This is a genomic window from Paenibacillus sp. GYB004 (assembly GCF_036577605.1).
Classification (GTDB): domain Bacteria; phylum Bacillota; class Bacilli; order Paenibacillales; family NBRC-103111; genus Paenibacillus_AB; species Paenibacillus_AB oceani.
Map to the genome: position 1 here is coordinate 32,605 of NZ_JARBDB010000052.1, position 23,406 is coordinate 56,010.

The following is a 23,406-nucleotide window of genomic DNA, read 5'->3' on the forward strand; positions in this document are numbered from 1 at the left end:
AACGAACCGGCTGGCGGAGGCGATAATTGCCAGAGGCGGCAGTGACAGCGGAAGAAAAACTTCCTTTAGCGGGAGAAAAACTTCCTTTTGCGGAGGAAAAACTTCCTTTATTTGAACGATTGCGCTTCAGATCGGCTTATAGAGGAAGATTTGCTTCCGCTATTTAGGGGTAAAGGACGAGCGAGGCTCGTTTTTGCGGTAATAACGGAAGTGTTTCTTCCGGTTATAGTTGAAATCGGGGGGGATTCCGTGAATAGCGGAAATGATTCTTCCGGTTAATTGCTAAATCCGAGGGGTTTCTTGAATGACGGAAATGTTTCTTCCGCTGCAATCAGCCGGCAACCTGATTACTCAACTAGCCAACTAGCATCTTGAACCACCAGCTCTGCATCGTCAGCGTGGGTCATCCAGCCTAGTACCATCTGCTCAGCACCATCATCAGCAGAATACTATCAGCAGAATACTATCAGCAGAATACTATCAGCAGAATACTATCAGCAGAATACCATCAGAGCAGAATACCATCAGAGCAGAATACTATCAGCAGAATACCATCATCTTTGCATGCTCAGCACTACATCTTCAGCACTTCTCCGTCGGCTCTGCATCATCAGCCCTGTACCATCAGCCCGGAACCCCCACCCGCTCGCACCAGCCCCCAGCTCCATCACACGCCCGCCCTATCACGGCTTTTTCATCCTAAGTCCGTATGAATGCCCGTCTGCGACAAGGAAGGGCTGACGCGCGATGAAAGGTGATTGACAAGCGAAAGAAGTTGCGATAACTTGTGGATAGGCTTATGTTCATTCCATTTCGGGAGCGCTCCCAGATGGACGATCAGGAGGTAGTCACACGATGAAGAAATTGGTAGACCTGCTGCAACAGAAGATGGCTTTGATCGTCAGCGTGCCTTCCAATTCGCTTCCTTTGATTCAGGCGGCGGTGGAAGGAGGGGCGGATGCGATAAAAATCCATTTTAATATCGAGCACCGGGCCAGCGGAACGATGTTCGGGAAGCCGGAGCAATATGCCGGGCTCGCGGAAGAGATCGCCCGGATATTCCCGGGGCCGATCGGCTGCGTGCCGGGGGATTCGTCGGAGAAGGTGACGAAGGAGACGATCGACCGGCTCGTCGGTTACGGCTTCGACTTCGTCTCGCTGTACGCCCATCATGCCCCCGCCTGGATCTGCACAGAGCGCAGAATCAGTACGATGGCCGCCGTCAGCGGCGACTATACGGAACGGGAAGCGGCGTCGTTCCGGACGCTGCCGATTGACGTATTGGAGGCGTCGATCGTACCGGGGACGGAATACGGCACCCCACTGACGGTCCGGGATTTGCTCGCCTACCGAGTACTTGTCGAAGCGTCGGGCAAACCTGTTGTCGTACCGAGCCAGCGCCGCATTACGGTCGACGATCTGGAAGCGCTGCAATTGACCGGCGTGCGCGGCGTCATGATCGGAGCGATCGTAACCGGGACCGAGGCGTCGTCGATCTACGAGACGACGAAACGTTTCCGCCGGGCTATGGACGCCCTGAATGGAAACGGTTGAGTGATTTCGTTCAGGTCTCGAACGATGAGTTGTACGAAAACCAAATTAGAGTATAGTTATTTGGGAGCGCTCACGGTTTTACGGTCGGATTTATCGATCTCCGCCTTTTTGCGAACGGTAGTTGGAACGGATAAAAATAAGGATAAACGGACGGGAGAGATTAGGATGACGGCAAGCAAGCAAGGAAAAGCGGATACCCTGGGACGATACGACGTCATCGTCGCAGGAGGAGGGCCGTCCGGAACCGCGGCGGCCATCGCCGCCGCCCGCGGAGGAGCGAAGACGCTGCTGATCGAGCGGTACGGCTTCCTCGGCGGGATGATTACGAACGCTTTGGTCGGGCCGATGCAAAGCTTCCATTCCAAAGACGAACAGCTCGTCCTCGGCATAGCCGAAGAGGCGATAGCGAAACTCGTGGAGCTCGGAGGATCTCCGGGGCATGTGAGAGATATGGTCGGCTTCGCTCCGTCCGTTACGCCGGTCGATGTGGAAAAGCTGAAATACGTCCTCCAGCAAATGTGCGTGGAAAGCGGCGTAGAGCTTATGCTGCATACGGTCGTCACCGGAGCGGACGTGTCGGAAGGACGGATCGGGAAGCTTCATGTGTACAACAAATCCGGTCCGCAGACGGTGCAAGCTCCGGTAGTCGTCGATTGTACGGGCGACGGGGATGTGATCTGGCAAGCCGGCGTTCCGTTTCTGAAAGGAAGAGAAAAGGACGGCCTCGCTCAGCCGATGACGATGATGTTCCGGATGGGCGGCGTCGATCTGGAACGGGTCAGATCGTACATGGCGCTCCATCCGGACGAGTTCGTGCTGGCGGAAGACTGGGAGAACTGCTCTCATGTCGGCGTGTCGGGCTTTTTCTCGCTGGTTCGCGAGGCGAGACAATCGGGCGAGCTGACGATCGAACGGGACCGCGTGTTGTTGTTCGAACTTCCGGCGCCGGGTGAAGTGAGCGTCAACATGACGCGCGTTATCCGTTACGACGCAACCGACGGGCAGGCGCTTACGCAGGCGGAGATCGTATCCCGCGCACAGGTTATGGAAGCGGTGCGGTTTCTGAACAGGCGGATTCCGGGGTTCGAGAACGCCGCCTTGATCAACTGCGGCACCCAGATCGGCGTGAGGGAATCGCGCCGCATGCAAGGGGTATATACGCTCACCGGTGAAGACGTGCTCGCCGGACGCAAGTTCGACGATGTGATCGCACGGGGTTCGTACCCGATCGACATCCATTCTCCGGACAGCGGCGATCTGGACGCCACCGAGATGAAGTCCGCCTCGTCCTACGACATCCCGTACCGCTGTCTGCTGAACGATACAGCGCGTAATCTGATTGCGGCTGGCCGCTGCATATCCGCTACGCACGAAGCGCTTGCTTCGGCGAGAGTATCGCCCACGGCGATGGCGATCGGGGAAGCGGCGGGCACAGCGGCGGCGCTGGCCGCTATATCGGGAGTAGAGCCTCTGCAGCTGGACATCCGGCTGCTTCAGGTGAAGCTGATCGAACAGGGCTGCAATCTCGGGATGCAGCCGGAAGGGAGATAAGATGAAGCCTATCGCCTTAGTCCCGTTAGACAGCCGGCCTTGCTGCCGGTCGTTTCCCGAATCGATCGCGGCGATCGGCGGGTTCCGCCTGCTTACGCCGGCGGTCGAACGGCTCGGCCGGTTCATGACGCCGGGCGATTGTTCCGCCGTTCGGGACTGGCTTCGAGAAGCGGCTTCGCAAGCGGACGGCATCGTCGTGGCGGCGGACCAGCTCGCTTATGGCGGGCTGATCGCCTCCAGAACCTGCGAGAGAAGCTTCGAGCAGGCGATGGAGACGCTGGACGTGCTGCGGGAGATCAAGGAACGGTATCCGTCAAAGCCGATCTATGTGTCCAGCGTGCTGATGCGAATAACGGTTACCGGCAAAAATGCGCTGTTCGCCAAGTACTGGAAGCTGGTAGCCGATTACGCCCGGTTGTATGACCGGGTCCACCGCCTGCAGGAGAGCGGCCTGGAGGAAGAGCTTGCCCGCGTGCGCTCGCAAATTCCAAAGGAGGTGCTGGAGGACTTCTTCCGCGCGCGTGAGCGGAATAAACTCGTGCACCTCAAGCTGATCGAATGGGCGGGTGCAGGCGTGATCGATTACTTGGCGATTACGCAGGAGGATGCAAGCCCGGTGGGCGTCCATATTCCCGAGCAGCATGAGCTGCAGCGCGTGATGTACGAGCAGCGGGCGCAGGCGAAAACGATCTTGTACCCGGGCGCTGACGAAGCGGCTCAGACGCTGCTTGCCCGGATGATGCAGACGTTGTCGGGCCGCCGGGTGAAGGTGTATCCGCGGTTTTCGTCCGAAGCCGGCAAGCTGACTATCCCGGCCTTTGAGGACCGGCCCGTGGAGGAGACGGTCAGGGCGCATCTGTGGTCGGCGGGCGCGATCGTCGTAGGCGCTGCGCAGGAAGCGGATCTGATATTGTCCGTAAACCCTCCGATGTCGGGTAAACCGGACTGCGGTCAGGAGACTCACGGATTAAAAGCCTGTTTCGATTCGCGCCATATGCTCACCGATCTGGTCGAAAGCGCCCGTTATGACATGTTGCAAGGCCGCCGGGTCGCCGTCGCCGATGTAGCGATGCCGAACGCCTCGGACGTGGAGCTGGTCCGGTACTTGCTGGACGAACGGCTGTTTACGGGGCTTACCGCTTATGCCGGCTGGAATACGGCCGGCAATACGCTTGGCACCTGCATCGCGCATGCGGTGGCGCGGACGCTGCAGACGATGGGCGCTTCCTCTTCCAATAAAACGGAGGCGGATACCGAGCATTATTCGTTTCTGCTCTCCAGGCTGATGGACGAATGGGGCTATCAGGCCCAGGCGAGAGGCGAAGTCAATGGCTGGATATCGGAGCAGGGTTTGAGCGGAAGTCCGTGGGATCTGGAGTCGGACTACGACCGGGTTAACTCCAAGGCCGCCGAGATCGTGCGGCAGCTGTTCGACAAGACGAAGCGGCAGCTGCTCGGACCTGTGTTCCCTGCAGCCGGAGGGGCGGGCGGCGCGATCATCGGCGCGGAGCTGGACACGGTGCGGTTGCCGTGGAACCGGACGTTCGAGGCGGAGGTCCGTGTCCGGGTCTCGCTTGCGGATGACGGCGATCCAACTACAGTTTGACAAGCGGCGCCCGACACTGAAATAATGAAAGAAAAAGAAGCGCGGTGATAGCGATTGTCGTATACGCTCGAGTCCATAGCCAAACTGTCCGGCGTCTCCAGAGGGACCGTTTCGCGGGTCATTAACAATCAGCCCGGCGTGAAGCCGGCCGTCCGGGAACGCGTGCTGGGCGTAATAGCGGAAACAGGTTATGTGCCCAATCCCCAGGCGCGAAGCTTGGCCGGAGGCAGGACGGAAAATATCGGAGTTGTCGTATTCGGCAATAGCCCCCTGTTTTTGTCGCACCATCTATTTTTCGAAGTGTTGCAGGGCATCCAGAGCCATTCGACACTGAACGCTTACGATCTGGTGCTGTTCTCCAACCGGAGCGACCGGGACGCCGAATATTGGAAAAGGATCGGCGACAAGCGCAAAGTGGACGGGCTCATCATAATGGGGGAACGGATTCAGGAGTCGTACTTGCAATATTATTACGAACGGGACATTCCGTTCGTATTGGTCGGCAAACGGCTAAGCGACAATATTCCGCTGTTCTGCGTGACGTCCGATTACCGGAAGGGCGCTTATGAAGGAACGAAGCATTTGCTCGATCAGGGACAACGCAAAATCGTTTTGATCCGGGGGCTGCTGAACACGTACCACGAGAACGAACGGTATGCCGGCTATGTGCAGGCGCTGGAAGAAGCCGGTCTGGGACCGGACGAGTCGCTTATGCTGTACGGACAAGCCGAGAAGCAGACGGCTTACGCCGAGATGAGCAGGCTGCTGGAAGGCGGCGTCACGTTTGACGGCGTATTTTCCGGCAATGATCTGATGGCGTTCGGAGCGATCGAAGCGATGAAGGAGCGGGGACTGCGTATATCGCAGGACGTTGCCGTCGTTGGGTACGACGATATCGAAGCGGCCCAATATTTCGCCCCGCCGCTAACGTCGGTCCGGCAGGATAAGCGGAGGATCGGCCAGGAAGCGACGCAGCTGCTTATGAGACTGCTCCATAATGAGATCGACCGCTCCGTGCCGAGCGATATTATCATCGAAAGCAGGCTCGTGATCCGGGACAGCTCGCATAGCCGTTAATGTGCTCCTGGGCGTCAGCCGGGCACGTTCAGCGTCTTCCTTACACATCCGATCTATCCATCGATAACAACGAAGCCGTCTTCTCGTAGATTTCTCTACGAAGAAACGGCTTTTCTAGTATACTAATAAAGGTTGACAGGGTAGGCATCCTAATATATTATGGATTGACAATTAAGCATACTAATCCTATGGGAATAATATACTAATATTGGTAGTTGCCGTCGTATGGAGGGAAAACCATGGAAACATTGCTGCAAGTGGATCGGATACAGACGGTTTTTCGTACGGAGGCAGGCGAAGTGACTTCGGTCGACCAGGTCAGCTTTGATCTGTACAAGGGCGAGACCGTCGCACTGGTCGGAGAATCCGGCAGCGGCAAAAGTGTGACGGCTCTATCGATCCTCGGACTGCTCGGCAAAAACGGCCGGGTCAAGCAAGGGACGATCTCGCTTGAGGGCAGGCAACTGCTGGAGGCGACTCCCGAACAAATGCGCCAAATCCGGGGCAACGAAATCTCGATCATTTTTCAGGAGCCGATGACTTCGCTTAACCCGGTGTTCTCGATCGGCAGCCAGCTCACCGAAGGAATCCGGATTCATAAAAAGTGGGGCAAAAAGCAAGCGCGGGAATACGCGGTCGGCTTGCTGAAGAAGGTCGGCATCTCCCGGGCGGAAGCGATTATGAAGGAGTATCCGCACGCTTTGTCCGGCGGGATGAGGCAGCGGGTAATGATTGCGATGGCGCTCGCCTGCCAGCCCCGTCTCGTTATTGCCGACGAACCTACTACCGCGCTGGATGTAACGATTCAGGCGCAAATCTTAAACGTATTAAAAGCGGCCAGACAAGAATACGGCCTGTCCATGCTGCTTATCACGCACGATCTCGGTGTCGTTGCGGAGATGGCTGACCGGGTGCTGGTCATGTACGCCGGACAAGTCGTCGAAGAAGCGGACGTGATTACATTGTTCGCAGATCCGAAGCATCCGTATACGCAGGGGTTAATGGGCTCTATACCGCGTCTCGATGCGCCGCCTGGCGAACGGCTGCCCGCCATTCCCGGGACAGTCCCGAGTCCGGCCCGGATGCCGGAAGGCTGCCGGTTCCATAACCGGTGTCCTTATGCGGCTGACAAATGCCGTGCCGAACAGCCTCCCTTGCTTTCTGCAGGAGAAAATCATTCGGCCCGCTGCTGGTTTGCAAACGACTTGGCGGCTGCGAACCGGCCGGGGGAACAGGAGGCCGGAAATGGACAAGTCCGTTGAACCGATTGAACAGATAGGATCGAATGCACAGATAGAACCGATCCGGCAGCCTTTGCTGCAAGTCGAGGCGCTCAAGAAATATTATCCGATCCGAAGCGGGTTGTTTCTGAAGCAAAAAGCGTTCGTCAAAGCGCTGGACGGGTTCTCGTTGTCCATCTACCCGGGTGAAACGGTTGGCTTGGTGGGGGAATCCGGCTGCGGCAAATCGACGGCCGGCAAGCTGATCGTCAGGCTAGAGGACCCGACGGAAGGAACGATCCGGTTCGAGGATCAGGATATTACGTCGCTCACCGGCAGCAAGATGAGAAGTATTCGCCAGCGGCTGCAGATCGTGTTTCAAGATCCGTATTCGTCCTTGAATCCGAGACAACGGATCGGCAGTCTGCTTGCCGAACCGCTGATCGTGCACGGGATGGAACGTGCGGCCGCCAATGCCCGGGCGGAGGAGCTGCTGGAGCTGGTCGGCTTGTCGAAGGCGCACAAGCACCGTTTCCCGCACGAATTTTCCGGCGGCCAGAGACAGCGGATCGGGGTGGCGAGAGCGATCTCGCTGAACCCGAAACTGATTGTCTGCGATGAGCCGGTATCGGCGCTGGATGCGTCCATTCAGGCGCAAATTTTGAATTTGCTTAAAGATTTGCAAAACCAGTTCCAATTCTCCTACTTATTTATCGCGCACGGCCTGGGAGCCGTCCGGTATATAAGCGACCGGATCGCGGTTATGTATCTGGGCAAAATCGTAGAGATCGCCAAAACGGAAACGTTGTTCCGCGCTCCCCGGCACCCGTATACGAGAGCGCTGCTGGATGCGTATCCGGTGCCCGACCCGAAGCAACGGGGAAAGGAGCGGGTCTTGCTGGAGGGGGAAGTCCCCAGCTCGGTGAATCCGCCGTCCGGATGCCGGTTCCGCACGAGATGCCCTTTCGCGCAGCCTGTATGCAGCGAGCTGGAGCCTGAACTTGCGGGCAGCGGGGATCATGTGGCGTCCTGCCACTTCCCGCTTCATTAAACGAACCGCGACACGAAGGAGAGAAACGCTCATGATGGCATACGTGGTACGCAGGGTCCTTCTCGCGATCCCCGTGCTGTTCGGCATAACGGTTATAAATTTCATTATTATCAATCTGTCGCCCGGCGATCCGGTAGACATGTACATCGATCCGCATACGACGGAAACCGAGATCGCGCTCAAGAAAGAGCAGCTTGGTCTCAACGAGCCGCTTTGGGTCCAATACTTCTTATGGCTCGGCAATATGCTGAAAGGGGATTTCGGGTATTCGTTCAGCTCGTACGAGCCGGTGACGACGATATTGCTGGAGCGGATCGGACCTACGCTGCTGCTGATGGGAGCGGCGATTGCAGTCGCTTATCTCATCGCCATTCCGATCGGCATGATCAGCGCGATCCGGCCTTATTCCAAGCTCGACTATTCGATTACCGGCCTGTCGTTCCTGGGGATCTCGATCCCGAACTTCTTTCTCGGCTTAACGGTCATTTACTTATTCTCGCTTCATTGGCAGCTGCTGCCGTCGGGCGGCATGAGAACGCTGGGAGGCGACGAAGGAATCGGCGATTTGCTGCAGCATCTGGTGCTGCCGGCCCTCGTATTAAGCACGGGGATTGCGGGACAGATGATCCGTTATGTGCGGGCGAGCATGCTTGAGGTGCTTGGACAAGATTATTTGCGGACGGCGAAGGCCAAGGGCGTCAAGCCTTTTTACGTGGTCGTCAAGCACGGGTTCCGCAACGCGCTCATCCCGGTCATTACGGTGATCGGTCTCGATATCTCGGTATTGATCGGAGGCTCAGTCATTACCGAGAAAATGTTCCAATGGCCCGGGATGGGTCAGTTGACGATGCAGGCCATATTATCCCGGGACTATCCGGTCCTGATGGCGATCAACTTATGGGCGGCCGTCGTCGTCCTGACCGTTAATTTAATTACCGATATTTTATACTCGTATGCGGACCCGCGCATCCGTTACCGATAGAAGTGAGGGGGAGGTTTTATGCAACAGCAACAGCGGAAGACAGATCCGGCAGCCGCTGCCGGCTCCCTTCCCGGACAGCCGTGGACGGATGCGGACGAGGGAAGCGGGAGATCGGGATGGGCCCGGTTCCGGCAGCACCGGCTGGCGGTCGCCGGTCTGGCGTTTATGATAGTGCTGACCGCAGCTGCGCTGCTCGCCCCTTGGCTGGCGCCGCACGATCCGTATGAGGTCACGGCGGTTTTCCAGGGAGCGCCGTCGGCAGACTACCTGCTCGGCACCGACCAGATCGGCAGGGATGTGTTCAGCCGGCTGATCTACGCTTCCCGGGTATCGCTGCTGGTAGGCATCGGCGCGGTCGCCATCTATATGGTCATCGGCACGCTGCTCGGCTTGCTGGCCGGTTATTTCGGCGGCTGGGTCGATACGCTGATCATGCGGCTAGTCGATATTATGATGTCGTTTCCGGCGCTGCTCGTGATCCTCGTACTGGTCAGTATCGTCGGTCCGAGTTTGTTTAACGTCATTCTCGTGCTGGGGCTGCTGGGCTGGCCGGCGGTTACGAGAATTGTGCGCGGCAGCGTGCTTACCATCAAGCAGGCCGATTACATCAAAGCGGGTATCGCTCTGGGGCTGCCGACCCACCGGCTGTTATTCCGCCATATTTTGCTGAACGCATCGGCGCCGATTCTGGTCAAAGCGACCTTCGGCGTGGCGACGGCGATCTTGACGGAAGCTTCGCTCAGCTTCCTCGGCGTAGGCGTTCAGCCGCCGACGGCGAGCTGGGGCAATATGCTGACCGAAGCGCAAAGCCTGACGACGCTTGCCAACCAGTACTGGTTATGGGTTCCGCCCGGACTGATGATCGTGCTGACGGTTCTGTCGGTTAACTTCATCGGCGACGGCATCCGCGACACGCTCGATCCGAAGAGTATAAGCTAACGGTTTATGGTTTACCACATAGATGTCATCTTCCTGCGAAGAGGACTCCATAGACACCATTCAGGAAAAAGAAGGGGACCGTACACATGAAACATCTATTCAAATCAGCCGCCATTCTGCTTTTGTCCACATCGCTGCTCCTGGCTGCCTGCTCGTCCAAAAATTCGGGGCAAACGCCGGAAGCCGGCGGTGCAACCGGCGAATCGAAGGGCAAGCCGAAAATCGTCAACGTGGGCGTCTTTAATGCCCCGATCTCGTTTAACCCGCTGATCAGCTCCAAAGACTTGTCGTCCGCGGAAATCGGCACGATGCTGTTCGAGCCGCTGCTGAACCGGATTCAGCCGCTGGAGTTTTTGCCGCAGCTCGCGGAATCGTTCGATACGAAGGATAAACAGACGTATACGGTCAAGCTGAATGCCAAAGCGAAATGGACCGACGGCAAGCCGGTAACGACCGAGGACGTCGCGTTCACGCTGCTGCTGATCGCCAATCCGAAGGCCGAATCGAGCCTCGGCTCCAGCATCTCGTTTCTGGAAGGCGTAAACGGGGACGGCAAGCTGGAGGACGGCAAAACGGACATAGCCGGATTCAAAGTCATCGATGCCCAGACGTTCGAGCTGAAAGCGAAAACGCCGACAGACCCGAACATTATTAAGGAGCAGTTCGGCATGAAGTTCAAGCCGCTGCCGAAGCATGTGCTGAAAGACGTGAAGCCGGAGGAGCTCGCCAAGCATCCGTTCATGCAAAAGCCCGACGTCACGAACGGAGCGTTCAAGTTCGTCCAATACCAGAAAGATCAATACGTAGAGCTAGCCGCGAACAAAGAGTATTACCGCGGAACGCCGAAGCTGGACAAAATCTTTGTCAAAATTATGCCTAGCGCCAACCTCGTAGCCCAGCTGCAAAGCGGGGAAATCGATATGAACTACGGGCTGGGCATCGGCAATCTGCCGGACCAGGACTTCGAGACGGTGAAGAAAAACGCGAACCTGCGCACGAAGCTGGAGCCTCAAGTGGGGATTCAGGGGATGATGATCAATACGAAGACAATCCCGGACGTGAAGGTGCGCCAGGCGATCGCCTACGCCACGAACCGCCAGCTCATTGTCGACAACCTGATGAAGGGCGACGCGGAAATTTTCGATAGCGTGTATCCGTCCTTAAGCGCGTACCAGAACAAGTCGCTCAAGCCGACTCCGTTTGATCCGGAGAAAGCGAAAGCTCTGCTGAAAGAAGCCGGATGGGATGCGAACAAGGAGCTTGATTTCGTCGTACCGGCAGGTAACCTGATCCGTGAGCAGTCGGCGCAAATTATTGCTGAAAACTTGAAGGCGGTCGGCATCAAGACGAAAATCAGCAAGTACGATTTCGCGACGGTCAGCCAAAAATCGCTCAAGCATGAATTCGATCTGCTGCTCACCGGCATGTACATGAATATCGACCCGGATTCGTCCGCGTATTATCACAGCAAGGGCAACAGCAATTCGCCGGCGTACAGCAATCCGGAAGTCGACCAACTGCTCGAGAAGGGCAAGTCGGAGGCGGACGAGAAGGTGCGCAAGCAGATTTACGATCAAGTTCAGGTTATCGTCCAAAAAGATATGCCGCTGCTCACGCTGTATTACAACCCGACGCTAATCGCGGTTAACAAACGGGTGACGAAAGGCGAACCGCGCCTGTTCGGAACGACTTATGACGTGCATGAGTGGGACGTAGCGCAATAAGACGGCAAGACGACAAGACGAGGACGGCTCGTTCGCCTTGTTCCGCCGCACTGGCCGGGACAGGGTGAACGGCTTGCACAAGAAGAGAGGAAGGGTGAGCGGAATGGCTCAAGCGAAAAATCAAATTCAAGTGACCGCACAGTGGCTCGGCCGGCGCCGCTTCGAAGCGAAAGGCCCGAGCGGATACCCGCTCGTGATGGATTCGAATGCGGAGAACGGCGGCGACGGTTCGGGCAACAGCCCGCTGGAGCTCGTGATCATGGGCTTGATCGGCTGCATGGGCATCGGCGTAACCAAGCTGCTCGAGAAAATGCGTCAATCGCTCGAGTCGCTCGAGATTACGGCGGACGGGATTCGCGCCGGAGAGATCCCGCACGGAGTGACGGAGGTGCACCTTACCTTCGACGCCAAGGGCGAAGTGGCCGCTTCCCGGATCTGGCAGGCGATCAAGCTTGAGGCCGAGCAGTATTGCCCCGTTGCGGCTTCCTTGAAGGCGGCGATTATTCCGCACCTCGTGCTTAACGGCGTCGAGACCGCGCCCCCTGCGGAAGTCCCGGAGCCGGAATAAGCGGCGAACCGCTGCTTGGCGGCACATAATCTTCCCATACAAAGCCGATACCGTTCCAGTTTCCTGGATCAGGTGCCGGCTTTGTGTGCGTTCAGGACCGCACCGCCCAATAATAAAAAAATAATAAAAAGAGGTGCAAGCTTATCGCCGCACCCCGGTAAAAAGTTGACTTATTTATTAAGCATATGGAACACTTGCTCGACGTCTTTGTCGCCGCGTCCCGACAGATTGATGATCAGGATCTGGTCCTTGCTCATCGTAGGGGCGAGTTTTTTCGCGTAAGCGACCGGATGCGAGCTTTCCAGCGCCGGGATAATGCCTTCCGTGCGGGACAGCTCCTGGAACGCCTCCAGCACTTCCTCGTTCGTCACGGTGACGTATTCGGCACGTCCGGATACTTTCAAGTGGCTGTGTTCCGGTCCGATGCCCGGATAATCAAGCCCGGCCGCGATCGAGTAGGTCGGCTTCGGATTGCCGTCCTCGTCAAGCAGTACGAGGCAGCGGAAGCCATGGATGACACCTGGCACGCCTTGGGTCAAAGTAGGGGCTTGATCGGGCTCGACGCCGATCAGGCGGACGGACGCCTCGTCGATGTAATGCGCGAACGCGCCGATCGCGTTGCTGCCTCCGCCTACGCAGGCAAGCACGGCATCGGGCAAGCGGCCTTCCTTCTCCAAAATTTGCCGTTTCGATTCTTCGCTGACGACGGATTGGAAATGCTTGACCATCGTCGGGAACGGGTGAGGGCCGACGGCGGAGCCGAGCAAATAAAATGTCGTTTTGTAATTTTCCACGAGATCGTTCAAAGCTTCGTCGACCGCGTCTTTCAGCCGGGCTTGTCCTTTCGTCACCGGCACGACCTTTGCTCCGAGCAGCTCCATCCGGAATACGTTCAACGCCTGACGGCGGGTATCTTCCGCACCCATGTAGATGACGCATTCCATATCGAACATCGCGCACGCCGTCGCCGTAGCTACGCCGTGCTGCCCTGCGCCGGTTTCCGCGATGACCCGCTTGGCGCCCATCCGTTTGGCCAGCAGGATTTGGCCGACCACGTTGTTGATCTTGTGAGCGCCGGTATGATTCAGGTCTTCCCGCTTCAAGTATATTTTCGCTCCGCCCCACTTTTTCGTCAGCTGCGCTGCGAAGGTAAGCGGATTTTCGCGTCCCACATATTCACGCAAATAATAGTTCAGCTCTTCCTTGAACTCCGGGTCGTCCTTGTATTTGTAAAATTGAGCGGTCAAGTAATCCATAGCTTCCTGCAGCATCGGAGGGATGAAGCTGCCGCCAAACTCTCCGAAATATCCTTCACGCACGTCCTGTTGACTCATGTGCAAACGCCTCCAAATCATTACAAGTATAAGTCCCGTTCTCATCTTAATGAATGCCGGTCCGGTTTGTCAAAGCAAATTGTAGCCGCCGCGGCAAGACGGCTCCGGAAGGCCGAAAAACCTCCCGGGCTCTGGGGCTGCCCGGAAGGTTTTGTTCGGTCGGTCGGTTGTGGTTACCCGCTTATTACTTGCTGCCTGATTTGATTTTGGCGATTTCCTTCTCCGCTTCTTCCGCCGCTGTCCGCAGGGCGGTATTGACGTCAACGCCGCCTTTCGTGAGCGTATACATCATTTTCTCGAACTGCAGGGCGACTGTCCGGTTGTGCTGCGCTGCTACGAACGGGGCGGCCGGCTTGCTGATCAGAAGAGATTTGACGTTTTTGCCTTTCAAGTTCGGGTTATCTTGTCCATACACATCTTTTACCTGTTTGTTATTAATGACAGGCAAGCCCAAAGCTTGTTTCGCGATATGCGTCTGCATCTCGTCGCTCGTCATGTAGGAGATCGCATCGAAGGCCGCTTCCTTATGCTTGCTAATGCTTGTGATATAGGCTAGCGTCAGCATCGACTGCGCCCCTACGCCGCGCTTGTCGCTGAATTCGGGGAGTTGAACCACATCCCAGTTCACTTCCTGCGGTGTCGTAGGAATCGTATAGGCGTACATGGCAGCGGTTTTGCTTTTTAGGAACAAATTGGAGATCCCGGAGAACGAGCCTTCCTTCGTCACGTTGCCCGGAATTTCATAAAACCGGGATAAATTTCTCGTGAAAGCGGCCCATTTCTCATCCGTGTGAATGATCGGCTTGTCGGTTTTCGGATCGATGAAGCCTAGCGATTGCTGGTTCAGCCAGCCCATATTGTAGAACTGCGTAATAAATCCTCTGTATTCGGTGCCGTCCACCGTACGCGTCATCTGTTTGGCCAGCTCATAGGTTTCGTCCCACGTCATGCCGTCCTTCGGGTACGGTTTGCCGAATTGATCGAAGATGTCTTTGTTGTACATGAGACCGAGGGTATTCATCCGAAAGGGAAGCGCATACATTCCGCCGCCCGACAACGTTTGCACCGCTTGAAGGATGCTGGGATCAAGCTGGGACAAATCATATTTGTTTTTCTTGATCAGCTCGGTCATATCGTATTCGAATTTAAAAGGAGCGATCAGCCTGTAGTGATTCAGGTCTGCATTCAGCATAACGTCGATGGGATCGCCGGCGGCAATCATGGACGTAATATGCGCTTCCGGATTCGTATCGGGAGAGGAGACAAATTTTATCGTAATATGAGGATATTTTTTTACGATCAAGTTTCCGTATTGCTCCATAAACGTTTCCGGGAGCACGCCTGCGCTAGGATCGTAAAACGTAAGCGTTACCGGCTCTTTAGGTTTCTCGGCCTGGCTCTCGCCCTGAACTTCCGCCGGCTTGCTTCCCCCGGAGCATCCGAACAATACGGCCGCCGTCAGCGATAGGACCCCTGCTGTTTTCAAGCTCTGTCTGAACATGCTTGATCTCTCCCTTTTTGGTAAATTTAACTTGTGTAAGCGCTGTATTTAATACTACAATAGAAACCAGAATCGAGTGCGACATTGTTTAAGCGCCATCGGTCACTTTTTTACCAGTTGTATGTTCCAATGGGTCGTTCGATATCGGAATCCACTTCTGAATGGAGAGGCGAAGCGGCATGAGCACGAAGAAAGTACCGATCTATGAAGACTTTGTCGGCGGCGTTCCGAATCTGATTATTGGCAACGAGCGGTTTTATATCGATATCCGCGATTCGCGCCATTCTTATTTGCACCACCACAATTTTGCGGAGATCTCGTTTTTCTTTGAAGGCAGCGGGGTTGAGACGATCAACGGGGTGGAGTATGAGCTGAAGCAGGGCAGTGTAACGGTCATTCTTCCCCACCATATGCATATCATCAGGACTGATATGGAGCGCCAGCTGCGCAAATATTGCTGCATGTTCGATCTGCAGCTGTTGTCGGGGATGAAGGAAGACAGCTGGTTTTCGCGGATGCTGTACGGAATCGGTTCGGGCACGCCTTCGTCGGTGCGCTTCAAAGGCCAGGAGAGCGAGCGGATGGAAGGAATCTTCGGCCATCTGCTGCAGGAGTTCCATAACACGAGCAGTCCCGGACGGCCGAATATGATCAAGGCGAAGCTGAACGAAGCGATGCTGCTGTTTATCCGCAAAGGCCTGGACGTCGCCTCCTCTTCCGGTTCCGGAACCTCGTCGCCGTCGGCCGAAGAGACGCCGCTGTTATGGCCGATTTTAAAATATTTGCATACGCACTGCACCGAGAAGCTGACGTTGACCGAGCTGTCCAGCCAGTTCCATCTGAGCGTGCCGTATATGAGCCGTTTTTTCAAAGAGCATGTCGGCATGGGCTTTGTCGAGTATTTGCATCGGCTGCGCATCCAGCGCGCCACCAATATGCTGCTGTACACGGATAAGACGATTACCGATATCGCCTATGAGGTGGGGTTCGACAATTCCCGCACGTTTTCCCGCGTCTTTCGGGAGCAGAAGGGCCGCTCGGCCCGGGAGTATCGCCTCGTGCAGATGAAATAACCCAACTTTTAGGAGCCCGCGAGGGCTTCTTTTTTGTCAGAACGTATATCGTGGGAGTGGCTCTAAATCTCGGTTAACGCCAGCGCGGGAAAGGACGTCGTATAATCAGGTTCGATCGAAAACTAACGAATCGTAGCGTGCTTATGGCTGAAAAGCGACGTTAGTGCAGACTTAACGAATCCAGGTATCGTTATCGAACCGAAAGTGGAAAAAACGATCCGATTTGCGGGGAATAACATTACAAGAGTTCGTTACAAATTCAAACGTCCGCATTCAGCACGGCTAACGAACGCTGGGTTCGTTAGCCATACCACCCGCATGAAGACAACACGACTGAGGACGAGCGGCTGGAGCGAAGGTACCCATTCCCTTCCACGACCTAGCATAGGGGTTTGCACGTCAAAGGACCGTCCGGATGTTTTCCGGACGGTTTTTCTTATTTTATCAGACGCCGGCAGGCGTTTGCGCTTGTTTCTTAAAATGTCGTTATCGATGTTTAGTATTAGTTATTTATTGAGAAAATAAGTTCGAGTAAGCTGGAACCGAGGCTAAATAAAACCTATCGATGGAGGGTCAACATGAAACATATACAAGGGAAGCGCATGTTATCGGTCGGCGTTACCGCTTTGCTTACGGCCGCTTTGGCAGCCGGCTGCGCAGGGGGAACGAATAACAATACAAACCAGGGCGCTCAGCCGGGAGGAGGAGCCGCAGCGGGGGACAAGCCGTTCCAGGGCAAAAGCATTACGTTCGTCACGGCGAACCATCCGTGGGGCGAGGCGATCAAGCCGCTGCTGCCGGAATTCGAAGCGAAGACGGGCATGAAGGTGAACGTGCAGAGCTTCTTCGAGGATCAGCTCACCCAGAAGCTGACCGTGCAGTTTACGGCCAACTCCGCGACGCCGGACGTCTTCATGTACCGCCCGCTGCAGGAAGGCAAGCTGTTCTACAAAAACGGCTGGGTAAGTCCGCTGGATGAATTCCCGAACAAGGACGCCAGCTACGACTTCGCCGATTTCTCCAAATCCTCGATCGGTTCGGTAACCGTCGACGGCAAGCTGGCGGGCATTCCGATTATTACGGAGCAGGAGATTTTATACTACCGCAAAGACTTGCTGCAAAACGCAGGTATTGCCGTTCCGAAAACGATGGACGAACTCGTGGCCGCAGCGAAGAAGCTTCACGACCCGTCCAAGGAAATATACGGCTTCGTCGCCCGGGGACAGCGGTCACCGCTCGTCACGCAAGTGTCGTCGTTCGTCTTCTCCGAAGGAGGCGACTTCCATAACGGCAACAAAGCAACGATTAATACGCCGGAAGCGATCAAGGCTTTTACGACGTACGGAACGCTGCTGAAGGACTTCGGCCCTCCGGGAGTGCTGAATATGTCCTGGCCGCAGGCGTTCGGGATTTTCGCCCAAGGCAAAGTCGCCTTCATCACCGATGCGAACTCCTTGTACGGCAACGTGACCGATCCGGAGAAATCGAAGGTGTCCGATAAAGTCGGCTTCGCGATGTTCCCGGGCGGGGCAGGCGGCTCCAAGCCTTACAGCATCACGTCCTGGGGGCTGGCGATGAACTCCAAAACCGCGAACAAGGAAGCGTCGTGGGAATTTATCAAATGGGCGACCAGCAAAGAGATTGTGCTGAAAACGCAGCAAGCCGGCAATCCGGGCGCGCGTGCATCCGTATGGGATATGGCCGAAGGGGTAACCGGTTTCCCGGCCGAGCTCGTTCCGATCATCAAGGAAAGCGCCAAAGTCGGCGTCGACCACGACCGGCCGGTTGTGATCAGCGTCGGTGAAGCGCGGGATGCCGTAGGCGAGATTGTTCAGCAGGTTATGGCCGGACAAACGAACATTAAAGAAACGGCCGACAAGGCGAACGCCGCCCTTCAGGCGATCATGGATAAAGACAACGCCAAATAACAGCCGCTCAGCCGGTTATCCGTTCAAAAGGGTCAGCCAATGACCCTTTTGAACACTAAGAGTTGCTGTAACGTGTACGAGTGAAATAACAAGGAAAAAGCAATCCTAACAACAACGAAAACAGTTTCGTCGAAAGGCTTCGATCCGAAGCTTTTCTTCTTGTTCGACTTCCGAATTTGCAAGAAAGGTGGGAGTGACCCCCGTGCAATACAACTGGTTCGACCGGAATTTGAAATGGATCTACACCTTGCCCGCAGTGGTGTTTGTACTCATCATGATGCTGTTCCCGATTATCTATACGGTACGGATCAGCTTCTTCGAATGGAGCATGTCGGCGACGACGCCTCCGAAATGGGTCGGGTTAAGCAACTATATGGCGCTGCTGAACGACGGACGGTTTTGGCACGCGGTCTGGGCTACGTTTTATTTTACGATCGTGGCGCTGGTAATCCAGGTCGTTCTCGGCGTCGCGATCGCCGTGCTGCTGTCCCGTCACTTCAGGGGAAAAAACCTCGTGAAAACGGTATTTTTGCTTCCGATGGTCGCAACGCCGGTAGCGATGGGTCTCGTCTGGATGCTGATCTACGAACCGACGATCGGCGCGGCCAATATGATGCTGAAGTCGCTTGGGTTTAAGCCGCTGCTGTGGCTGGCTTCGACCAGCGAAGTCATTCCGTCGCTCATCATCGTCGACGTCTGGCAGTGGACCCCGATGATCTCGCTGATCGTTATGGCGGGCATCGCGACTCTGCCCAGCGATCCGTATGAAGCGGCCGACGTGGACGGAGCGAACGCCTGGACCAAGTTCACGAATATTACGCTTCCGCTGCTGAGACCGACGATTCTCGTCGCAGCCATGCTGAGGCTCATCGACGTTCTGAAGACGTTCGACATTATTTATGCAACGACCCAGGGCGGACCTAACTTCGCCTCCGAGACGCTGAATTTGTACGGCTACGTGCTCGGATTCCAGTACTTCAAGCTGGGGATGGCTTCCGCGCTGCTGGTACTGTTCTTCGCCCTTGTATTGGGACTGACGCTGTTTATGATCTGGATGCGCAAACGATTGGAGGCGGCGGCATGATGAGAAAGAAAAGAGGCGTCAATCTACTGCTTTCCCTGTTGACGCTGCTAGTGTTGTTCGTATTTGCTTTCCCGTTCGTCTGGATGCTGATCGCGTCCTTTAAGACGCAATCGCAGATTATGTCTACGGAAAACATCCTGATCTTCGAGCCTACGTTCAAAAACTATTTGAGCGTCTTCCGGGAATACGACTTTCTGGAGTTTATATGGAACAGCTTGATCGTGGCCGTAGGCTCCACGCTGCTGTCGCTTCTGCTCGGTCTGCCTGCGGCTTATGCGATCGCCAGACACCATCTGCACAAGCTGGGACTCGTGATTCTCGTGGCGCGGATTATCCCCGGGATAACGTTCCTGATCCCGTGGTTTATCCTGTTCTCCCAGATCAATCTGGTCGATACGTACACTTCGCTGATTTTGAGCCATATGCTGGTCGGGCTGCCGTTCATCATCTGGATCATGATCTCGTTTTTCGAGGCGCTGCCGACCGAGATCGAAGAAGCCGGGCTGATCGACGGATGTACGCACCATGAAGTGTTCCTGCGGATCATCCTGCCGATATCCGGTCCCGGGGTTATTACTTCGTCGCTGCTGTCGTTCATCTTCTCGTGGAACAACTTCATGTTCTCGATCATTCTCGCCGGGGACAAGACGAAGACGCTTCCGATCGCGGTGTTTAATTTTATGTCGTATTCGGAAATCAACTGGGGCGCCCTGATGGCGGCGGCTTGTATCATTACGCTGCCCGTTCTTATCATCGCGCTGCTCGCCCAGAAATATATCGTTAGCGGCCTGGCTGCCGGCGCCGTCAAAGGATAATGGGTTCTTCGCGGTTTTTTTTGTACCGGATCAACATTTTCGGCAAAATCGTCCTGATGGTCGTGCTGCTGCTCGCACCGGTTTTGATCCTGTACAGCTTCTCCAACCGGATCACGAATCAGGTCGTTCACGAGCAGTTGCAGTCGTCCAACCTGAATCAGCTGTCGGTGTTTATGCACCAGGTCGATTCGGCGATCGACAATTTATCGATGTTTCCGGTTATTTTAGGGCAGGACCCGCATATCCGCGATTATTTGGACCGCAGTCATGCGGGGCTAACCGATCTGTTGAAGGAACAGGGGCGGATTACCGAGAAGCTCGGCCTGCAAAGCGTGTCGAGCGGCTGGTCCAACGATTTGACGATCGTGTTCCCCGGGGAGCGGAAAGTGCTCTCGTCGAACATTTATTTAAACGGGGGAACGGACTGCCGTGGGACGAGCGGGTTCGCAGCGGCTGGACGTACGGGAAAGACCGCTCGCGCGGTTATCCTACCGATGCGTTTATCCGCGAGGTGGCCGAGCCGGCGGGCGCCAGGACAGTGGGGGAAGCGGCCGCCTTGTTTCAGATCAGCGTGCCGGTGCAAAATTTGAACGAGCTGCTCGACGTATTCAAGAAAGACAAGGACAGCGATCCGTTTCTGTTTCACCCGGATTATGCACCGCTTACAAGCAGCACCGCCTCGGATGAGAAGGTGAAGGATATCGTCCGCCTGCTCGGCGGGCAAACGCTTAAGGAGCAAGGGCAGGAACGGTTTGCGATTGCAGACGAAGACTATCTGATCAGCTACGTCCGCTCGAAGCATCTCGGCTGGTATTTGACCGATTACGCCCCCGTGGAACAGGTGCTTCTGCCGATTACGAAAACGGGCTACTTGTTTTACGGGTCCGTCGGTCTGCTTCTGCTGATGGGGCTGCTTGCTTCGTTTTTGCTGTACCGCAATGTGCAAATTCCGATTATCAATCTCGTACGCAGCATGCAAAGGCTGAAGCGGGGCGATTTATCGGCCCGGATCGGCTACCGCTCGAAAAATGAGTTCGACTACCTGATTTTGCGTTATAACGAAATGGCCGAGCAGATCCAGGTGCTGGTGGAGGACGTGTACGCAGAGAAGCTTCGCGCGCGGGAAGCGACGCTGAAGCAGCTGCAGTCGCAGATTCATCCGCATTTTTTGTATAACTCGTTATTTTTTATTATTAATTCGGCGATGATCGACGATCGGGACTCGGTTGTGGCGATGGCGCAAAATTTGGCCGAATTTTACCGGTATACGACCCGGGTGGACCGGGAGACGGTCACGCTGAAGGATGAGCTTGATTTTATCGGTCATTATTTGGAAATTCAAAATTTGCGGATGCGCCGCCTGGAATACGAAATTGCCGTGCCTGCGGGAATGATGGACGAGGTCGTGCCCCGGCTTATTATTCAGCCCTTGGTCGAAAACGCCATCATCCACGGAATCGAGCGCAAGCCGGGCAGCGGGCGGATCGTCATCCGCGGAGAGCAGGATGAGGACTTTAACCGGATCGTCGTGCAGGATAACGGAGCCGGGGCGACGGAAGAGGAGCTGCAGTCGCTTCGTCGGGAGCTCGGACAGCAGGTCCCGGACGATATCGGCTGCGGAACCTGGAACGTGCACCGGCGGCTGTTTTATCAATTCGGCGAAGGCTCGGGCCTCACGTTCCACCCGGTGCCGGAAGGCGGGCTCAAGGCCGTGCTGACCTGGCGGCGGAAAGCAATCAGGCCCGGCGGCGACCCGGACGGGAGAGGAGCTTCCTAGATGGTGCAGCTGTTAATCGTGGATGACGAGATCCATGTGGTGGAACGGCTGACCTCCACGATCGATTGGAGCGAGGTCGGCGTCGAGCAAGTGTACGGCGTCCATTCCGCTGAGGAGGCGCTCGCCCTGCTCGAGCGGATGTCCATCGACCTCGTTTTGTCAGATATCCGGATGCCCGGGTTGTCCGGCTTGCAGCTGATCGGGGAGATCCGGAGGCGGTGGCCGAAAACCAAATGTATTTTGTTGTCCGGGTTTTCGGATTTCCAGTATGCGAAGGAGGCGATCCTCCACCAGAGCGAGGATTACTTGCTCAAGCCGGTAACGGAGCGGGATCTCGTGGATACGGTCCGGCGGGTGATGGACAAGATGAAGCGGGAGTGGGAGGAGGTCGTCTCCAAGCAGCGGCTCGCGTACACGCTGAAGGAGCACTTGCCGCTGCTGCGCGGCAATCTGCTGAACGACCTGCTGCAAGGACGCAAATTGTCCGAGTCGTCGTTAAGCGAGAAGATGCAGATGCTGGAAATGACCGATTTTAACGGAAAGCGGTTCGCCCTGATGACGATTCGGCTGGAGGAGTATTTTCTCCAGTACGACGCCCACAGCTTGTCGCTGATGGAGTATGCGATCGGCAACATGGTGGAGGAGCTGTTCGGGGGGCGGTTCGACAGCTGGTATGCGAAGGATGCCCACGACTACCTCGTGTTCGTCCTGACAGGCAAGCCCGGCACGGACGGCGGGGAAGATTCCGTCTGGCTGGAGCGCACCGCGTCGCTGCTGCAAGCGGCGGTTAACCGGTACCTGAAAGGGAAAATATCGGTGCTCGTCAGCCGCTGGGGGACGTTCCCCGCCGATCTGTTCGGCTTGTACAGCCGGTCGGTGGAAGCGTTCCGCCGCACGGTCGGCAGCGAGCAGGAGCTGTTCCTGCGGCTGGACGACGAGCCGTTGTCCACGGAGATCGAATCGCTGCAGACGTTGTACGAGCCTCCGTCGTTTATTCATTTGCTGGAGGCGGCCAGATGGGACGGCATCGAAGAGAAGCTGATGAGCGTCTTCGCGGAGCTGGAGCAGCGGTATGCGGAATCGCAGGAGCATCTGCTCGAAGCTTATTTCTGCATTGCCTCCGCGTATGCGTATATCGCTCACAAGGGCGGCCGCCGTTTATCGTCCGTGATCGGAGCGGACTATGACAAGATGACGCGCGGGACCCCGTTTCGCTCGGTGAACCAGTTGAAGGAATGGTCGCTGCTGACGCTGAACCGGATTCGCGACGATATGGCCCGGGATACGCAGCATTCCAGAGCTTCGGTCATCAACAACATCCGCTCCTTCGTGGAGCAGCGCATTTCGGAGGACGTCTCGCTGCAGTCGATCGCCGATTACGTCCACCTGCATCCGGTATACGTATCCAAAATCTACAAGCTGGAGACGGGCGACAACCTGAGCGATTACGTGCATCGCGTCCGGATGGACAAGGCGGAATATATGCTGCGCAGCGGACAGGATAAAATCTATGAAATTGCCGCCAGACTCGGGTATCAGCGGCCTCATTCCTTTAATCACGCGTTTAAGAAGCAGTTTGGGATGACGCCGCAGGAATATCGCGACACCTATTCATAAGGGAG

General features: G+C 56.0%; 20 protein-coding genes. 18 read left to right on the forward strand and 2 right to left on the reverse strand.

Annotated features, from left to right (window positions below; all coding sequences use genetic code 11):
* Positions 1-26: 26 nt before the first annotated feature.
* The 11 genes from PV433_RS21680 (at position 27) to PV433_RS21730 (ending at position 12,272) form a co-directional block, all read left to right on the forward strand.
* Positions 27-167: a hypothetical protein gene (locus PV433_RS21680; RefSeq protein ID WP_332074140.1), complete on the forward strand. Its 141-nt coding sequence runs from the start codon at positions 27-29 to the stop codon at positions 165-167.
* 688 nt (positions 168-855) lie between these two features.
* Entirely contained in the window at positions 856-1,554 is a 699-nt protein-coding gene (locus PV433_RS21685) for a hypothetical protein (RefSeq protein WP_332074141.1), read from the forward strand.
* Positions 1,555-1,719: 165 nt separating this feature from the next.
* Positions 1,720-3,105, forward strand: a complete 1,386-nt coding sequence (locus tag PV433_RS21690) for an FAD-dependent oxidoreductase (protein ID WP_332074142.1) — start codon at positions 1,720-1,722, stop codon at positions 3,103-3,105.
* 1 nt (position 3,106) lies between these two features.
* Positions 3,107-4,711 (forward strand): DUF4127 family protein, encoded by a 1,605-nt coding sequence (locus PV433_RS21695; RefSeq protein WP_332074143.1) that lies wholly within the window; start codon positions 3,107-3,109, stop codon positions 4,709-4,711.
* A 54-nt stretch (positions 4,712-4,765) separates the two neighbouring features.
* Positions 4,766-5,788: a LacI family DNA-binding transcriptional regulator gene (locus tag PV433_RS21700; RefSeq protein WP_332074144.1), complete on the forward strand. Its 1,023-nt coding sequence runs from the start codon at positions 4,766-4,768 to the stop codon at positions 5,786-5,788.
* A gap of 239 nt (positions 5,789-6,027) precedes the next feature.
* Positions 6,028-7,050, forward strand: coding sequence for an ABC transporter ATP-binding protein (locus tag PV433_RS21705; RefSeq protein WP_332074145.1), 1,023 nt, complete (start codon positions 6,028-6,030; stop codon positions 7,048-7,050).
* Complete coding sequence (locus PV433_RS21710) at positions 7,034-8,059, forward strand: ABC transporter ATP-binding protein (RefSeq protein ID WP_332074146.1); 1,026 nt, start codon at positions 7,034-7,036, stop codon at positions 8,057-8,059. The genes PV433_RS21705 and PV433_RS21710 overlap by 17 nt, the downstream gene beginning before the upstream one ends.
* 31 nt (positions 8,060-8,090) lie before the next feature.
* A complete protein-coding gene (locus tag PV433_RS21715) occupies positions 8,091-9,041 on the forward strand; it encodes an ABC transporter permease (RefSeq protein WP_332074147.1) in 951 nt (316 codons plus the stop codon).
* Between the two features lie 18 nt (positions 9,042-9,059).
* Entirely contained in the window at positions 9,060-9,980 is a 921-nt protein-coding gene (gene opp4C / locus PV433_RS21720) for an oligopeptide ABC transporter permease (RefSeq protein WP_332074148.1), read from the forward strand.
* Positions 9,981-10,066: 86 nt separating this feature from the next.
* Positions 10,067-11,704 carry an ABC transporter substrate-binding protein gene (locus PV433_RS21725; RefSeq protein ID WP_332074149.1) on the forward strand — a complete coding sequence of 546 codons (1,638 nt, stop codon included), beginning with the start codon at positions 10,067-10,069 and terminating at the stop codon, positions 11,702-11,704.
* Positions 11,705-11,807: 103 nt separating this feature from the next.
* Positions 11,808-12,272: an OsmC family protein gene (locus PV433_RS21730; protein WP_332074150.1), complete on the forward strand. Its 465-nt coding sequence runs from the start codon at positions 11,808-11,810 to the stop codon at positions 12,270-12,272.
* Positions 12,273-12,442: 170 nt separating this feature from the next.
* Here the strand turns inward: PV433_RS21730 and trpB are convergent, their stop codons facing one another.
* Together trpB and PV433_RS21740 are read right to left on the reverse strand one after the other, a co-directional pair.
* Positions 12,443-13,606 (reverse strand): tryptophan synthase subunit beta, encoded by a 1,164-nt coding sequence (gene trpB / locus PV433_RS21735; protein WP_332074151.1) that lies wholly within the window; start codon positions 13,604-13,606, stop codon positions 12,443-12,445.
* 184 nt (positions 13,607-13,790) lie between these two features.
* The gene (locus PV433_RS21740) at positions 13,791-15,107 is read right to left on the reverse strand and encodes an ABC transporter substrate-binding protein (RefSeq protein WP_332074152.1); all 1,317 of its coding nucleotides are present in this window, start codon (positions 15,105-15,107) and stop codon (positions 13,791-13,793) included.
* Between the two features lie 179 nt (positions 15,108-15,286).
* Here PV433_RS21740 and PV433_RS21745 point away from each other — a divergent pair, with 179 nt between their 5' ends.
* The 7 genes from PV433_RS21745 to PV433_RS21775 all read left to right on the forward strand — a co-directional run bounded on the left by PV433_RS21745 (position 15,287) and on the right by PV433_RS21775 (position 23,401).
* Positions 15,287-16,180, forward strand: a complete 894-nt coding sequence (locus PV433_RS21745) for an AraC family transcriptional regulator (protein ID WP_332074153.1) — start codon at positions 15,287-15,289, stop codon at positions 16,178-16,180.
* Positions 16,181-16,758: 578 nt separating this feature from the next.
* Complete coding sequence (locus tag PV433_RS21750; RefSeq protein ID WP_332074154.1) at positions 16,759-18,108, forward strand: ABC transporter substrate-binding protein; 1,350 nt, start codon at positions 16,759-16,761, stop codon at positions 18,106-18,108.
* Positions 18,109-18,310: 202 nt separating this feature from the next.
* The gene (locus PV433_RS21755) at positions 18,311-19,192 is read left to right on the forward strand and encodes a carbohydrate ABC transporter permease (RefSeq protein WP_332074155.1); all 882 of its coding nucleotides are present in this window, start codon (positions 18,311-18,313) and stop codon (positions 19,190-19,192) included.
* Positions 19,189-20,007, forward strand: coding sequence for a carbohydrate ABC transporter permease (locus tag PV433_RS21760; protein ID WP_190931738.1), 819 nt, complete (start codon positions 19,189-19,191; stop codon positions 20,005-20,007). Before PV433_RS21755 ends, PV433_RS21760 begins: the two co-directional genes overlap by 4 nt.
* Positions 20,007-20,597, forward strand: a complete 591-nt coding sequence (locus PV433_RS21765; RefSeq protein WP_332074156.1) for a hypothetical protein — start codon at positions 20,007-20,009, stop codon at positions 20,595-20,597. The genes PV433_RS21760 and PV433_RS21765 overlap by 1 nt, the downstream gene beginning before the upstream one ends.
* Positions 20,564-21,784, forward strand: coding sequence for a sensor histidine kinase (locus PV433_RS21770; protein WP_332074157.1), 1,221 nt, complete (start codon positions 20,564-20,566; stop codon positions 21,782-21,784). Before PV433_RS21765 ends, PV433_RS21770 begins: the two co-directional genes overlap by 34 nt.
* Positions 21,785-23,401 (forward strand): response regulator transcription factor, encoded by a 1,617-nt coding sequence (locus tag PV433_RS21775; RefSeq protein WP_332074158.1) that lies wholly within the window; start codon positions 21,785-21,787, stop codon positions 23,399-23,401.
* Positions 23,402-23,406 lie beyond the last annotated feature (5 nt).

Excerpts from the sequence above, each read along its gene's own strand:
- PV433_RS21715 (WP_332074147.1), top strand. The coding sequence starts at position 8,091 with ATGATGGCATACGTGGTACGCAGGGTCCTTCTCGCGATCCCCGTGCTG.
- PV433_RS21695 (WP_332074143.1), top strand. The coding sequence starts at position 3,107 with ATGAAGCCTATCGCCTTAGTCCCGTTAGACAGCCGGCCTTGCTGCCGG.
- PV433_RS21765 (WP_332074156.1), top strand. The coding sequence starts at position 20,007 with ATGGGTTCTTCGCGGTTTTTTTTGTACCGGATCAACATTTTCGGCAAA.
- opp4C (WP_332074148.1), top strand. The coding sequence starts at position 9,060 with ATGCAACAGCAACAGCGGAAGACAGATCCGGCAGCCGCTGCCGGCTCC.
- PV433_RS21775 (WP_332074158.1), top strand. The coding sequence starts at position 21,785 with ATGGTGCAGCTGTTAATCGTGGATGACGAGATCCATGTGGTGGAACGG.
- PV433_RS21705 (WP_332074145.1), top strand. The coding sequence starts at position 6,028 with ATGGAAACATTGCTGCAAGTGGATCGGATACAGACGGTTTTTCGTACG.
- PV433_RS21740 (WP_332074152.1), bottom strand. The coding sequence starts at position 15,107 with ATGTTCAGACAGAGCTTGAAAACAGCAGGGGTCCTATCGCTGACGGCG.
- trpB (WP_332074151.1), bottom strand. The coding sequence starts at position 13,606 with ATGAGTCAACAGGACGTGCGTGAAGGATATTTCGGAGAGTTTGGCGGC.
- PV433_RS21730 (WP_332074150.1), top strand. The coding sequence starts at position 11,808 with ATGGCTCAAGCGAAAAATCAAATTCAAGTGACCGCACAGTGGCTCGGC.
- PV433_RS21685 (WP_332074141.1), top strand. The coding sequence starts at position 856 with ATGAAGAAATTGGTAGACCTGCTGCAACAGAAGATGGCTTTGATCGTC.
- PV433_RS21725 (WP_332074149.1), top strand. The coding sequence starts at position 10,067 with ATGAAACATCTATTCAAATCAGCCGCCATTCTGCTTTTGTCCACATCG.
- PV433_RS21710 (WP_332074146.1), top strand. The coding sequence starts at position 7,034 with ATGGACAAGTCCGTTGAACCGATTGAACAGATAGGATCGAATGCACAG.
- PV433_RS21760 (WP_190931738.1), top strand. The coding sequence starts at position 19,189 with ATGATGAGAAAGAAAAGAGGCGTCAATCTACTGCTTTCCCTGTTGACG.
- PV433_RS21745 (WP_332074153.1), top strand. The coding sequence starts at position 15,287 with ATGAGCACGAAGAAAGTACCGATCTATGAAGACTTTGTCGGCGGCGTT.
- PV433_RS21690 (WP_332074142.1), top strand. The coding sequence starts at position 1,720 with ATGACGGCAAGCAAGCAAGGAAAAGCGGATACCCTGGGACGATACGAC.
- PV433_RS21750 (WP_332074154.1), top strand. The coding sequence starts at position 16,759 with ATGAAACATATACAAGGGAAGCGCATGTTATCGGTCGGCGTTACCGCT.